Genomic DNA, 16027 nt, shown 5'->3' on the forward strand with positions numbered 1-16027 from the left:
TTGACCTACTAAAATATAAATTTAAAAAAATGCTGTCTCTCTTGTCATTTCAAGCACATATAGAAAATTATCGTCGAAAGAAATACTATGCTCTCTCACTATCTATTTTAGGAGGGATTTTGATGGCTTTGGGATGGTATTTTCCATTTTCTCCTTTGCTTTTTGTCGGACTCATTCCTATGATGGAACTGATAGAATTTTATTTTGATAAAAATGAAAAACAGAAAGCAGATACAACCACTACAAAAAAGAAGAAGTATTTTACTCGCTTATGCTTTTTTATCTGGATTTATTTTATTGTTTGGAATGTAGGTGTCTATTGGTGGCTTTGGAATGCGCTTAGTGTGGGAGTAATTGGTGTGTTTTTATTGAATGCTTTTTTACAACTTCTACCCATTATTTTTTATGTCTTTACGAGGCGTTTTTCAGTAGGGTTTATCAATTATCTATCGCTTGTTTCGTGTTGGTTATTTTTTGAATATGTTCATCTAAATTGGGTTTTGTCTTATCCTTGGATGAATCTTGGCAATGCACTTGGCGAAGTTCCGATGTGGGCGCAATGGTACGAATATACAGGAGCATTAGGAGGGAGTATTTGGATTTTGCTGGCAAATATTTTAGGACATCACGTTTTTATAAAGCAAGATATTAAAGTAGGGGCATATTTAGTTTGGATTTTAGTTCCGATAGGAATTTCTTACGGAATTTATGCAAGTTACAATGATGAAGAAATGAAAAACTTAGACTCAGTAGAAATGGCAGTTCTTCAACCTAATTTAGACTGTTACAATGAAAAATTTTCTCGCAATCCTAAAACGGGTGAACCTGCTACAAACCACATTTCTTTCAAAGACCAAATTCAGCGTTACATCGATTTAGCTAAGAGTGTTATGACTGATTCTACAAAGTATATTGTTCTTCCAGAAACAGCGTTTCATCAAAATTCGACAGAGTACAATTATACAAGTCAGCCAGATTTAGAACCCATTTTTGATTTTTGTAGAGAGAATAATCTCATTCTGATTGCTGGAGCAGACACATATAAGTTTTATACAGAAAGCGATACCATTCCCAAGACAGCACGACAGTCTAATGGAGGTTCGTATTACGATATGTATAACGCAGCCGTTCAGTTTGCGCCTTTTGTGAAAGATTCGATTTCATTTTATCATAAATCTAAACTTGTTATTGGAGCAGAAACTAATCCTATCAAAATGATTTTGCCTAATCAAAGTGCTTCTCTTCTGTTTGTAGATATTATGGGAACACTTGGAACACAAGATTATAGAGGAGTTTTTACTTCTCCTAATTCAAAAGCAAAAGTAGCTCCTGCTATCTGTTGGGAAGCCGTTTATGGAGAATTTTGTACAGAATATGCTCAAAATGGTGCAAACGTAATTGTTGTTCCTACAAATGAAGGTTGGTGGGGAAATACGCCAGCTCCTCGTCAGCTTTGGGCGTTGTCTGCCTTGCGTGCCATCGAAACACGCAGAAGTGTAGCACGAGCAGCCAACACAGGAATTTCTGGATTTATAGACCAAACAGGAAAAGATATTTCAAGAAGTAATTATGGAGAACAGACTGCATTGAAATACAAAGTAAAGCTAAATAACGAAATCACTTTTTACACTCTTCACGGCGATTATTTAGGCAGGTTAGCAGGTTTTTTAGCTGTCTTTTTCTTTATATCAGCTTTTGTAAGAAAGTTGAGACAGTAATTTTTAGTAGTTCAAAGGTTCGTCTTTGAAAGAATATACAACATTAGTCAAAGGCAAGCCTTTTGACATACATTAATACATTCAAAAAATTATGAAACATTGGATAGAAGCAGCCCGATTACGAACACTTCCTTTAGCACTAGCAAGTATGTTGATGGGTTGTTTTTTAGCTGCCATAAATGGATATTTTGATATAAAAATTGCTTCTCTGACTATTCTGACGGCTGTTTTATTACAGATTCTGTCAAATTACGCCAATGATTATGGAGATAGCATTCACGGTGCAGACCATAAAGACCGAGTAGGTCCTAAGCGTGCCGTACAAGAAGGAAAAATAAGCTCTTCGCAAATGAAAAAAGCTGTAGTTTTATTTTCTATTTTATCTTTTTTGAGTGGTGTTTTACTCTTAATTGTAGCGATAGATTTTGAAAAAGAAAGTAGCCTAAAAACGTTAGGTTTCTTTCTATTATTAGGACTTTTCTGTATCGCTGGGGCGATTCTCTACACAGCAGGGAAAAAACCATACGGATATATGGGTTTGGGAGATATTGCTGTTTTGATTTTCTTTGGTTGGGTTGCTGGTGGAGGAACGTATTTTTTGCAAGCACAAGCATACACAGATTTTCAAACTATTTCTTGGGATATTTTCTTACCTGCTACCTCGTGTGGGTTATTTGCTGTTGGAGTATTGAATCTAAATAATATCAGAGATATAAAATCCGATATTTTAGCTGGAAAAAACTCTATTCCTGTACGTTTGGGCAAAGAAAAGGCAAGTATTTATCACGCTCTTGTGATTAGTTTGGCTTGGATTTGTGTGTTCTTTTTCTTGTTTTTGAAGTATCAAAATCCTATAAATTTTGTATTTCTAATTACTTTGCCTTTGTTTATCAATAACATCATTCAAGTTTTCAAAAGAAAAGATATGCAACTTGACCCACTTCTAAAACAATTAGCTCTTTCTACACTTCTTTTTGTGGTTCTTTTTGGAATTAGTTTTTTGATAGACTAAGCCTTAACAATATACAGCAGAAAAATATTATTTTGTTCAATATAACTATAAATCAACAATTTATTCCTGCCTAAAAGCAGTTTTTGCATAGAAATTGTTAATTTTAATAACTATTGAACTATCATGTGTTTTGAAACAACTTTTCTATTTTATTACGATGAAATTCTTATATAAAAGCAAGCTACTTTTTACTTTGCTTCTTGCCTTCTTATCCTTCTCTGCATATTCTCAAACAGGTCCTGGTGGAGTAGGAACAAATACTGGTACAGCACCTCTCCAACTTTGGCTTCGTGCTAATGCTATCACACCAGCTCCAGCAGATGGAACAGCAACAAACTTTACAGATGCTTCTGGGCATGGTCGCACTGCTGCTAATTCAAATGGAGTTGGCGATGGAGTACGTGGTCTGTATCAATCTAGTATAGCAAATACATTTCCTGTAGTTCGTTTTAATGGACTCAATACTACAGCTGGCTCTCAATATGATGATGCTTATTCTTATAATGCACGCACAGTTTTTGCCGTATATCGTACCTCTTCTACTACACAAGTCAATACTGATTTAGGTCAGATTTGGGGAGACTATAATCCATCACAAGTTCAAATAGCTTTAGATGCTCGTACAGGAGGAAATAACAGAGGGTTTAGTTTTGATGGAGCTGGCGCAGCAAGGGCAAGGTACGGAATAAATGCTGCAAACTTTACTGGATTTGCTGCAAATACTAATACTCAACAATGGACATATAATCAGTTTGAAGTGCTTTCTGTGGAGTTTGAAAATACACAAGCTATGACTAATCAGCGTATCAGTACTCTTGCAAGTAATTTTACTATTGACCACAGGTTTGGAGGTGATATAGCAGAAATTATTGTATATGATAGAGTTTTGAATCCAGCTGAAAGAATTGTAGTAGAAAACTATTTATCTGCTAAATATAATGTTACACTTACACAAAATGATTTTTACTCACACGATGCTGCTACTGCACAGCCTTACTTTCATAATGTTATTGGTGTAGGAAAAACAACAGGAACAAATGTACACCTAACATCTGCATCATCCCTATTAGAAATAAATGCAGTCAGCACCATTAGTAATAACTCTTATCTTTTTGCAGGACACAATAATGCTTCTTCAGCAAGCTATACAACTACAAATTCAGTTACAGGTTATGAGCGTATTCCAAGAACGTGGCGACTAGACAGAACTGGTACTATTGGTACAGTAAATTTTAGAGTAGATGTCTCCCAACTACCTGGAGGGGTAGGTTGTCAGTTAGCTATCTTTACAGATGGAGATGGAGATTTTACTACTGGAGCTACTGTAACTAATCTTACTCAAGTAGGTACATCTTCTATCTATCAAGCGAGTGTAGCTGTAAATGACAATGAATTTCTCACAATAGGACAAGCCTTAGGCTCTGCCATAACACTTACAGCAACTCCTACAGGTATATCAGGAGAAGTAAATCTAAACTGGAACAATCCAGGATTAGCTAATTTTCAAGAGTATAGAGTGTATGGAGGACAAACTAATAATCCTACAACTTTATTAGCTACTATTACAGACCCAACAACAATTTCTACTACAATTACTGGGCTTACAAATTGTAGATTATATTATTTTAGGTTAGTACCTGTTACGCTGACAGATAACGAGTCTCCTTGTGAGGGTAGCGACACAGCTATTCCTTCTAATGGTATTGCTCCTGCTGTGATGAACCTCACAGGAGCTGCTCCAGTTACTTTACCCTCCCCAAATGGACGTGTTACACTCACATTTGATGCTAGTGGAGACCCTGAAATAAGAGAAATAAGGGTATATACTTATAGAGATGGAGATCCTGTTCCAGCTACTGCAACTCTTGTAGCCACAACTGGTATAAATGCATCTACTACATCAGTAGTAGTTCCAGGCTTGTTTCCCTCACCACCAGCCACTTGTTTTAGAATTACACAAGTGAATGCCTGTGGTATAGAAAGTCCTATATCTGGGGAACAATGTGCCAGTATTACTGTGCCACCAGAAGATTGTAATAATAGTATAGATGATGATGAGGATGGTAGTATTGATGATGGAGATATAGATTGTAATGATTGTGTTTTTCAAATTACAGACCCAGGAGAATTTCAGCTTTTCCAATTTAAAGTTATTCCAGTAAATGGAAATAATATTGGTTATCAGACTCCTATTTTTGGAGATGTAGATAATGATGGAGAAAGGGAAATAGTTGTTTTAGGAGATAATGGTATTATTAGTGTTTTGAATCCAAGAAATGATGGGAATCCAGATGTAGAATATGAGCAATCTGGACTTCTTACTCCTGATGGAGCAACAAGTCTTTTAACTATGGCAAATGTGGATGGAGATCCTTACATAGAATTCTTTTATGTATTGAGTGGTGCTAATAACCCTTTGGCTTGTTATCAATATAACTATACCATACCAGCGTTTGAATTGGAATGGAGAACAGATGATGCTACGATAAACCCAGTAGCAGCTAGAAGAGTTGCTAATACTGACCGTGCAAACACTAACTTGACTGATTTCAATGAAGATGGAATACCAGAAGTTTATACAGGAGGAACTATCTTTAATGCTCAAACAGGACAATGGTTAGGGTATGTAGGAGCAGGTAACCCAGATGGAGACCCTAGAGATACAGGAGCTCCTATATTTCAAATTTCAAATGCTGCTGATGTGCTGCCAGATGCTTTTTGTACAGATTGTGCAGGGTTAGAATTATTGGCAGGAAACACAGTGTATTCTGTAAATATTGCAACCAATACAATAACTCCTGTTGCAGTAGCTCCAGTTCCACTTACAGGAGGTTTTGTAGATGCAGTAATGTCAGTTGCAGATATGGACAATGATGGAGATATTGATGCAGTTGTCTCAGGATATGGTAGAATTTATGTTTGGGATATTCAAACAAGCGCACTACTTTCTAATGTCTTTGATTTGAGAAGTTATAATGCTGGAGTTTTTATAAATGGTGTAGAAGGAGTTGGAGGAACTAGTCCTTATTCTGGTATTCCAACAATTAATGATTTTGATAATGATGGAAGAAATGAATTTGGAGTAACTAAAGAACGTGGTGTAGTAATGTTTAATGATGTAGATACAGCAGCCATAAATGGAGGTAATCTACAACCTATGTGGACACTACCAACTACAGATAACTCTGGAACTACTGGACTTTCTTCGTTTGATTTTCTAGGAAATGGTTTTGCTAACCTTGTATATCGTGATGAAACAAAAGTACGAGTTTTTCAAGGAGCTAGTGGTGATGTCTATTTTGATTCAGATGTTTCTGGTTTTCCTGCTTGTAATAGTGGTACAGGAATGGAAATCCCTACAATTGGTGATGTAAACGACGATGGACAAACTGAAATCATAGCTTCCTGTAATGGAAGGGTAATAATTTACCAGTCTTCTAATATTCCTTGGTTGCCTTCTCGTGATTTATGGAATCAAGTAAATTATAATATTACAAATATCAATGGTGACTTGACAATCCCTGCTGTTATTTCTCCTCAAAACTTTGAAACTGTTGCACCTCCATTGAATAACTATATGGCACAGCGTCCACTTAGTAATTCTACTGATCCATTCATTCCTTCTGCTGATATTGTAGCTTTAGTAGATGTAGATGATGGTGCTATTGATTTAGGTAACTGTCCAGCCGAAGTTACTTTTACAATAGACATAGAAAATCAAGGAGATGCTGATGTAGTAGTGCAATATCCGATTACTTTCTATAGTGAAAATCCTCAAGGTGCTTCTTGGTCAAACCTCAGTACTTTTGCCATAAATGATGGACTCGCTGTTGGAGAACAAAGGGAATACACATATTCTTTTCCTCTTACAAGTGACCCTGCTAATGTGTATGTAGTACTCAATGATGCTGGAACAAGTACACCAGGTGCACCTATTGTATTACCTAATACTTCGGTGGCAGAATGTGAATACAATAATAATTTTTTAGGGCCTTATACCATTTCTAGTTGTTTTGACCCACTGCCTGTGGAATTATTAAGATTTGTAGGAAAAGATGAAAGTGACAAAGTACGATTAGACTGGGCGACAGCTTCAGAGCGAGATAACGCTTATTTTGAAGTGCAACGTAGTCAAGACGGAGAGAAGTTTGTAACGATTGATGTTATTCAAGGCAAAACATTTTCCAATCAAGTAACAGAATATCAAACCTATGATTATGAAGACTGGACAGGAGTGATGTATTATAGATTGAAGCAAGTAGATATAGATGAAACCCAAACTCTAAGCAACACAATCGTATTTAGAAGAGATAAGGATTTAGAAATAAAAATATATCCAAATCCAGTTTCTTCTGGACAAAACTTAAATATTGAAGGCTTGAGTGGAGAATGGAATGCTATTTTATACGATATGGCAGGAAGAAGCATTAAAAACTGGATAATTAGTTTTGATAGACAAACTTATACCACTCCGTTTCCAAATCTAAGAAAAGGAATGTACATCATTCAGTTAGAGCCTCTTTCAAGCAATAATAGCGAAAAAGGTAGAGTCGTAGAAAAAATTGTAGTAGAGTAATCTACATTTATAAACAACATAAAAATGGTTCAAGCCTTAAAATTTGAACCATTTTTTATGGATTATTTTTAGTAGATTTGATTTATAAGTGTAGCTCAAAGGTTTGACTTTGATAACTGTTTACTGAAAACTGATAACTCAAATATGTGTGGAATAACAGGAATTTTTGCGTTTAATGAAATTGGTCGTTTTTCGCTTGTGCGTTTGCAGGAAGCCACAGAAAGACTAGAACATCGTGGACAAGATGCACAACGCCTTTACAACGATTTTTTTGTAGGCTTGGGGCATCGTCGTTTGTCTATTTTAGATTTATCTTCGGAGGCAAATCAGCCGATGAGCAGCAAAGATGAGCGTTATACTATCGTCTTTAATGGAGAGATTTATAATTTTCAGCAGCTTCGAAAAGAATTTTTGAGTGATGTAGAATTTGAAACTGAAGGAGATACAGAGGTTTTATTACAGCTTTATATTCGCTTTAAAGAAAAGTGTCTAGAAAAAATCAATGGCTTTTTTGCTTTTGCTGTCTATGACAATCAAGAACAATCTATTTTTATTGCTCGTGATAGAATTGGAATAAAACCACTTCTCTACTATCACGACGAAGACAAGTTTGTTTTTTCTTCTGAAATGGCATCACTAATGGCGTATCGTTTTCCAAAGAAAATAGACTGGGCAAGTGTTCGTTTGTATTTTTCGCTGCATTATATTCCTGCACCTCATACGATTTTTGAAAATGTCTATAAACTCCCTGCTGGGCATTATCTCAAAATAAAAAAGAAAGAAGTTCAGTTAGAAAAATACTACGAAATTCCAAAAAGCTACGAAAATCAAAGTTATGAATCTCTTTCTTATGATGATGCACAGAAAAAACTGCTAGAACTTTTAGAGGACTCTGTCAAAAAACGCTTAATTTCTGATGTTCCGATTGGTTCTTTTTTGAGTGGAGGAACAGATTCTTCGGCTATTGTTGCACTTGCCACACGCCATACGCAACACCTCAATACGTTTTCAATAGGTTATAAAGATGAGCCTTTGTTTGATGAGACAAGTTATGCAAATCTAGTAGCTAAAAAATTCAATACCAATCATACTGTTTTTACGCTTTCGAATAACGATATTTTTGATGCCGTTTTTGAAATGTTACCATTTTTAAGTGAACCGTTTGCAGATTCTTCGGCAATTCCGTTTTATGTGTTGAGCAAGCACACGAAAAAGACAGCTTCGGTAGCTCTTTCTGGTGATGGTGGCGATGAACTTTTTGCAGGTTACAATAAATATTTGGGGGAGTACAAAGTCAGAAATGCAGGTTGGAAAGAAAATTTGATAAAAAATAACTTAGGATTTTTAGAAAAACTACCCAAATCAAGAAATTCATTTTGGGGAAATAAATTCAGACAACTTCATCGTTTTGCAAAAGCTGCACAATTATCTAAGCAAGAACGCTATTGGTTTTTGAGTAGTTTTATTGATGAACAAAATGTTCAAAATATCTTTCAATCTGATGTTTTTGAGTGGTCTAATGAAGGCAATACATTTCAAAATCGAAAAAAAGACTTCACAAAATTCATTTCAGAACAGCAGAAAAGAGATATTAATGAAATGCTTTATGCTGATATGAATTTACTTTTGCCTAATGACATGCTTCATAAGGCAGACCAGTTTTCGATGGCGCATGCGCTAGAGGTGCGTGTTCCTTTTCTTGACCATAACGTTGTAAACTTTGCTTTTGGTTTGCAAGAAAATTATAAAATCAATCCGAAAATCAAGAAGCGAATTGTGCAAGATGCCTTTAAGTCTATTCTTCCTGCTGAACTTTACAACCGAAGCAAACACGGTTTTGATGTTCCTTTAGCAAAAGGTTTTCAAACCCTTCTAAAGCCACTGGTGGAACAGTCTTTGGACAGAGATTTTATACAAGAACAAGGCATTTTTAGTCCAGTTTATACAGAAAATTTAAAGCAAAAAGTAAAGCAAGGCACAGATTATGACCAAAACCACGTTTGGGCATTTATCGTTTTCCAAGAATGGTGGAAAAAGTACGATTTGCAGAAAGTAATTGAGGAAGAAGAAGAATTTTAAAATAAAATTAGTTAAGACTTGAAAGCAAGTGAAGCTAATATAACGTGAAGTCGGGATTATATTTATTGATTATCAATACGTTATAGTATGTTTTTTGTATATCGGTACTGACCTTAATTAAGTTAGGTCAGTCTCATTAGAGCAGACCAAAAACTATATATAATCTGTTTTAAACAAATAAAAACCTTATTGTTAATCCCAAGTTCACGTTAATATACTTTATACATTTATTGGTACTGACATTGTTTTGCTAGAGTAGGCTTTAAATATTTGTTTTTCTCAATTTTTAAACAACTTCAATAAATATATTACAAAATATAAAAAAATGAAACTCAAACAAACTATACGTTCTCTTTTTGAAAGAGATATACAAAAAGTAAAAGTAGAAATTGAAAGCTACAAAAATGAAGAAAATATGTGGAAACTAGATGGAGAAATCCTCAACTCTGCTGGTAATCTTTGTTTGCATCTTATAGGAAACCTTAATCATTTTATTGGTGAAGGAATAGGAAAAACAGGATACGTCAGACAAAGAGAACTAGAATTTTCTCAAAAAAATATCTCTAAAAAAGAACTCAGCGAAAAGCTAGATGAGGTAACAAAGATTGTTGATGCTTCTATAAATTCATTGACGGAAGAAGAATTACATGTTGAAACAACAATTCCAAAGTTTACAGAAAAACAAACCACAGCATTCTTACTTTTGCATTTACATGCTCACCTCAATTATCATCTAGGACAAATCAATTATCATAGAAGATTATTGGACAAATAAATACCAAATGAAATCCTACATTTTATTATTTTTACTGATTTTGGTATTGTTTTTTTCTTGTACGAAAAAGTCTGTTGTTAATAATAAACAACCATATTTCACAGAAGAACAGAAACAAACAGAGAGCGTTGTTACAACAAATGAACCCACTAATTTTGAAAACTATAACGATGCCGAGTTTGATTCTCTCTTTCATGTATCATTAGATTCTATAGTGGACTTGTTGAATGTTGTCAAGTTTGATAAGGATACAATTATAAAAAATGAATTTACTTTTGCAATGTACTCAGCAGCAAAAAATGGTTTTTCTGATTTTGCTTTTATTGAGAGTATGTATCCAGATTTATTAGATTCTTTAAAAACTCCAACATATCTGTATGTAAAACATAACGACAAGTTTGAGTTAAAAAATCAATTTGAATTTAGTGAAATGAGCTGGAGAAACTCAGAAGTTCAACAACGAGATATAAATTTTGATGGAAAGGCAGATATTCTGCTTCAACGCCCTTGGTTTGCTAATAGAATGATAGCTGATTATTTAATAATAATGGATTCAAATTTTGAGAGAATAACTGAAACGAACTCTACCTATGAACTACTTATCAACGAGAAAAACAAAACAGTCATTTCTTTTATAGATGGAGGAAATTGTTGTACACACCACAAAATTATCAATAAATGGCAAGGTGATAGTTTAGTAAAGATAAGGAGTTTAGAAAAATCGTATAATCATGCAGAAGGAGGACAAATTTTAGAAGAGTTTGTAATAAAAAACGGAGAAAAAACTAAAATCAAAAGCCAAAAAATGAGTTCTGATAAAGCAGAAGCATATTTTGAAAATTATCAGTAAAAAAAATACCCAATGAAAATTCAGTTATTTGCATTACTACCCCTACTATTTTTATCAAATCTTATAGTAGCTCAAAATACAGAAAGCTATTATGAAGATATGTCGTTCCGAACAGAGGATTTTGTGTACGACCCTTATATCAAAACGGTTCGGTTGTTTCCAAGACAAACCAACTTACAAGCTGCCCAACTCTCACAGCCTGTTGTTCCACTCTCACAGCAAACTTTGCTTCTTACCTTTGATGAACTAGCCAGCGATGCTAGAGTTTATAAAGCTAAAATTATTCGCTGCGAATCGGATTGGACAGAAAGCACACTACCAGATATGGAATATTTGAGTGTCTATAATGATTTTCTAATTCGTGATTACGACTTTTCTATCAATACGAAAGTGCCTTTTGTACATTACAAATTTCAAATTCCACGAGTGAAGATTTCTGGAAATTATGTGGTAAAAGTATTTTTTGAAGATGAAGAAAACCTAATCTTGACTAAGCGTTTTATGGTTTTTGAAGAGAAAACGAGTGTAGGGTTTGAACAAATTCCAGCCGTTGGGGGACAGAGTTCACTTATTTATCAGCAGTTTAAACTCTCTGTAAATTATACAGGTGTGAAGGGCGTAGTAAATCCGAATCAGCAAATTAGTGTAGTGGTAAGGCAAAATTATCGTTGGGACAATGCCATTTATGATTTGCAGCCTACTTTTGTAAAAGACTTTCAAAAAACATTAGAATTTTCTTCGCTTACCGAATCGCAGCGTTTTTTGGGAAGTAATGAGTTTAGATTATTTGATATTCGTACACAACGAAAATTTGGCTGGGGCGTAGATAGTGTACGCTATCAGAAAGATGCCGACCATGTTTTTCTTCAACGAGAAAAATCAAGAGCTGATTTAGCCTATGGAACTCGCTTAGAAGACTTCAACGGACAGTTTTATGTGGAAAACAGCCAACGCCCAGAGCAATCTACCACAGAAGCTGATTATGCGTATGTAAATTTTGTGTTGAAATCTCAAAAATTAGATAACGATGTCTATGTTATTGGAGGATTGACAGACTGGAAAATCAACCCACTTTTCAAGATGCGTTATGTCAATGAAGGAGGATATTACACAGCCGAAGTATTGTTGAAGCAAGGTATTTATAATTATTTCTACACCACAGTCAATCAGAAAAAAGAAATTGATTATTCTCCACTAGAAAATAATTATTTCCAGACAGAAAACGCTTATGATGTTTTCATTTATTACCGTCCGATGAGTAGCCGAACAGATTATTTGGTAGGGTATAGGAAGATTTAATTTGCATCATTATGCTTGAGTTTGATAAGGCTATTCGATGTAAAAACCATGCTACTATAAATTTGTTAAATCTCAAAGGACAGACTTATTTTTATATCCTCACAACAGAAAATAAAATGGAAACACAAGAGATAATGGCAGCTTATCAAAAGGGCTTTCTAGGAGCAGTAAATGATAATGTAGTTGCGATAGCATTTGATTACGATGAAGGTAACTTATTTACTTATGTGTATCTGAAAACTATTCCTACAGATGAGGACTTTGAAATAGTAGATATTGCAGTTACGGAAACTATAGCACATCTTCCTAAGATAACTTATGAGAAGATATATTTGGAAAAGAAATGTCAAGGTTTTAGGATGAGAGAACACCAAGGTTGGTTCTTTATGAGATATTCTAAAAGTTCTCTTTGGTTATCTTAACTGGATAGTTAAACCGAGAGAAAATTAAAAGCCGAAAAGTGATTTCTGACAGAGCAGAAGAATATTTTGAAAATTATAAATAAAAAATCGCTTATTCTAAAAAATGGAACAAGCGATTTTCTAAAAATTTTCCTCACAAAAACTTAATTCTATTCAAAAGTTAGTCTCTCTCTTTCAACCACTCCGAAACTTTAGGCGCAAGTTCTTTCTGTGAACGTCCACCTACAAAAACGCCAATGTGTCCACCTGGAAACTCATACAAGGTTTTATCTTTTGTTCCTACGTGGTCGTTTAATGGTTTGGTAGCAGAAGGGGGTACTAAGTGGTCAGCAGAGGCATAAATTGTCAAGACTGGATTTTTGATGTCTTGTAGATTTACTTTTTTTCCTCCTAGTTCAAATTCTCCTTTAATAAGTTTATTTTCTTGGTATAAATCTTTAATAAATTTACGATAACATTCTCCAGCTTGCGAAGGACTGTCGCCTACCCATTGTTCCATTCTGAGGAAGTTCATCAGTTTGGCTTTATCTTCCATAATATTTGTAATGGTTGCCATTTTCTTGAACTTGCTAAGAGGCTTCAACATATCAAAACCCATATTCAAAAACTCACCTGGTACGAGTCCGTCGTTTCCATCTACTACTTTATCTACATCCAAATCTCTTGACCACTTGAAAAGTAATCCGTCGTCGGTGTTAAAGTCAAATGGAGCAACCAGTGTAATTAGGTTTTTGATTTTGTCTTGATTGAGAGCTGTATAAATTGTGGAAAATGTACCACCTTGGCAGACGCCTAATAAGTTGATTTTATCAATACCATGTTCTTTTCGGATAAAATTAACACAAGAATTGATGTAGCCATTGATGTAATCTTCCATTGTCAAATATCTATCTACACGAGAAGGATAGCCCCAATCTATGAGATAAATATCTATTCCATTGTCTAGCAAATTTCTGATAAAACTACGGTCGGCTTGCAAGTCCATCATATCAAAACGATTGACAAGTGCGTATGAAATGAGAAGTGGAGTTTTGAGGCTACGTTTTTTAGATGCATAACGGTATAGTTTCACTTTGTCTTCACTCCAAACAATTTCTTTTTCTGCTGTAGCAACATCTACTTCTTCTACATCACTCAAAAGTTGGTAGCCTTTTACAAGTTTTTCAGTTTGTTCTGTAATTTCTTTTGTAAAGCTCTCATACACGTTAGTTTGTATGTTTTCATGCTTAGGATTTGCCATAATTTTTTTAGTTTGTGTGTAGCACACTCTATTAGAATTAGAATGTGATGATTTGTAACTCAATAAATTCTTTGTTCTAAACGACAGCTTTAGTATTCGTTTATGGTTGTTTCGCATTCTAAAGAATGCGCTACATTTTTGTTTTTATCAAAAACCCCAACTTCAACGTTGAAGTTAGGGTTTTGCGTTGAAGGAAATGTTAGATTTCTTTCGCTTATTATTTCTAATAAGCACGTTTTAGATAACTACTCCAATCTAAAACGAATTTGATTTTGACTATCTACTCAAAAACTATTTTGTAGTTTTTTTGCTGGCAGTCGTTGTTTTTTTAGTAGCTGTTACTGTTTTGGCTGGGGTTGCCTTAGCTACTGGCTTTGCTTCTGCACTATTTTCTAGCTCACGAACACGAGCTTTTAGTGCGTGTACTTGTTTTGCTAACTCATCGATTTCAGAGTTGAGAACTACTGGATAAGGAGAAAGCACTTGTTCCATTCCTTTATTGAAATTGGTTTTCAAATCTAATTGAAGAGCCAAAATCTCACCTTGTAGTTTAGAAAACTCATCACCTTTAAAGATAGTAATCATTTGGTCTTCCAATGTATTGAGCCAGTCCATATAAAATTCATTGTATGTACTTACTTTTCCGTCTTTGGCAGCCTCAAACATTTTAGTCATAAACTCCTCAGCAGTTTCTTTTACTGTCTTACCAATGATAGCATTCATATCTGCTGTTTTCATTTGGTAGTCTAGCAAAATTGCCTGCATTTGAGAGAAAAGTTTAATCGTTTCCTTTTCTTTGCTTGGTGGCATTAATTTATAAAACGGAGCATACATTTTTTGCATGCGCTCATATATTTCTTTGCCAAAGGTTGGACTCATGACGTTTTCCATAGAAAAATTTTCTAGGTTCATCATTTTTGCCATATCTGTTGGCATCATAGAAGAGAATTTTTCAAAAGTATCTTTATAAGGTGCAAACATAGGGTTTTGCATCATCGTATTACGATACTGCTCTACCATTTTGTTCATTTGCTCGTTCATCTGACTGAAATTAGCAAAGCCAAACTGTGAAGGATTTTGAGAGAACATGTTTTTTGCCATCTCTTGCAATTTGTCCATATTCATCATTTTGAAGTATTCTTGTACATCAAAATTTTTGTTGTTGGTCATATTTACAAATGGCTTCCACATTTCGTACGCATCAAAATACGTCTTTGCTCCTTTTGTCATGTTTTCAAAGGCTTCTTGCATCGGTTGCATAGATTTGAAAACAGGGTTTTCAGTCATCATTTTTTTGCTCTCGTTCATCATCTCAGTTGTTGAATCTAACCAAGTTTTGTAAGAGCTAGTCATCATTTCTTGCATTTTGGCTGCATTTTCTTGCAAGTTGAGGCTGTTCTGACCATTTGTGTTAGTCATTTTTACCATTTGCATCTGACGGTCTGCCATTTCACTCATTGTGTCAATCCACTTTTTAGAAAGTGTTGTTTGCTGTTCCATAAGCTGACTTACTTGTGTTGGCATAGTTTCAGAAGAAATTTCTTTGCCTTTCTCCATTGCTTCAGAAATGATATTTTTCTGATTGTCGTACCAATTTTTATACATATCCGTAGCTTGCTCCATTACTTTGCCTTCTTTGGCAGCTTCTTGAAGCTGACGAGTAGAATCTACCCAGTTTTCCACGACTTTATTTTGAGTAGTTGCCCAAAAATCTAACATTTCCTTCGCAGAATCCATTACGTTTGTCATAGTATATAAAATTTTTTTGGTAAAAAATAAGTGCTATAAAAAATAAGCACTTCTCAAATGTACAAGCAATTTTTTAGACTACAAAATCTTGTATGCAAGCAGCTAAAGTTCTGATTTTGAGCAAAATAGCTTAAATATTTTGTTGAATTTCAATATATAGAATAATATTTGGAAATATCATAAAAATACCACATTAAAAAGAGGTTAGTTTGTAAATTTCATAATTTAAAAAAGTTGCACAATGCTCTAAATGATTGAAAATGAGAGGTTTATTTTTTGAAAGTTTTGAAAAAAATCCGATTTTAAT

The 16027-nt window shown here is 34.5% G+C and carries 10 protein-coding genes; 8 read left to right on the plus strand and 2 right to left on the minus strand.

The window, feature by feature from the left end; translation table 11 throughout:
- Window positions 1-29: 29 nt before the first annotated feature.
- The 8 genes from lnt (at window position 30) to QZ659_RS03060 (ending at window position 12731) form a co-directional block, all read left to right on the plus strand.
- Window positions 30-1718, plus strand: coding sequence for an apolipoprotein N-acyltransferase (gene lnt, locus QZ659_RS03025; protein WP_291721652.1), 1689 nt, complete (start codon window positions 30-32; stop codon window positions 1716-1718).
- Window positions 1719-1809: 91 nt separating this feature from the next.
- The gene (locus QZ659_RS03030; RefSeq protein WP_291721654.1) at window positions 1810-2730 is read left to right on the plus strand and encodes a 1,4-dihydroxy-2-naphthoate polyprenyltransferase; all 921 of its coding nucleotides are present in this window, start codon (window positions 1810-1812) and stop codon (window positions 2728-2730) included.
- A 157-nt stretch (window positions 2731-2887) separates the two neighbouring features.
- Window positions 2888-7306, plus strand: coding sequence for a T9SS type A sorting domain-containing protein (locus QZ659_RS03035; RefSeq protein WP_291721656.1), 4419 nt, complete (start codon window positions 2888-2890; stop codon window positions 7304-7306).
- Between the two features lie 144 nt (window positions 7307-7450).
- On the plus strand, window positions 7451-9385 hold the full coding sequence (asnB, locus tag QZ659_RS03040; protein ID WP_291721659.1) for an asparagine synthase (glutamine-hydrolyzing): 1935 nt from the start codon (window positions 7451-7453) through the stop codon (window positions 9383-9385).
- A gap of 325 nt (window positions 9386-9710) precedes the next feature.
- The gene (locus tag QZ659_RS03045; protein WP_291721661.1) at window positions 9711-10160 is read left to right on the plus strand and encodes a DinB family protein; all 450 of its coding nucleotides are present in this window, start codon (window positions 9711-9713) and stop codon (window positions 10158-10160) included.
- Window positions 10161-10167: 7 nt separating this feature from the next.
- Window positions 10168-11010, plus strand: a complete 843-nt coding sequence (locus QZ659_RS03050) for a hypothetical protein (RefSeq protein ID WP_291721663.1) — start codon at window positions 10168-10170, stop codon at window positions 11008-11010.
- A gap of 12 nt (window positions 11011-11022) precedes the next feature.
- Window positions 11023-12309 carry a DUF5103 domain-containing protein gene (locus tag QZ659_RS03055; RefSeq protein WP_291721665.1) on the plus strand — a complete coding sequence of 429 codons (1287 nt, stop codon included), beginning with the start codon at window positions 11023-11025 and terminating at the stop codon, window positions 12307-12309.
- A gap of 62 nt (window positions 12310-12371) precedes the next feature.
- Window positions 12372-12731, plus strand: a complete 360-nt coding sequence (locus QZ659_RS03060) for a hypothetical protein (RefSeq protein WP_291721668.1) — start codon at window positions 12372-12374, stop codon at window positions 12729-12731.
- 160 nt (window positions 12732-12891) lie between these two features.
- On the opposite strand, the gene phaC is transcribed toward QZ659_RS03060, so the two are convergent.
- Complete coding sequence (phaC, locus tag QZ659_RS03065; RefSeq protein ID WP_291721669.1) at window positions 12892-13971, minus strand: class III poly(R)-hydroxyalkanoic acid synthase subunit PhaC; 1080 nt, start codon at window positions 13969-13971, stop codon at window positions 12892-12894.
- 291 nt (window positions 13972-14262) lie between these two features.
- Entirely contained in the window at window positions 14263-15720 is a 1458-nt protein-coding gene (locus QZ659_RS03070) for a poly(R)-hydroxyalkanoic acid synthase subunit PhaE (protein ID WP_291721671.1), read from the minus strand.
- Window positions 15721-16027 lie beyond the last annotated feature (307 nt).

The sequence above is a fragment of the Bernardetia sp. genome, from assembly GCF_020630935.1.
Classification (GTDB): domain Bacteria; phylum Bacteroidota; class Bacteroidia; order Cytophagales; family Bernardetiaceae; genus Bernardetia.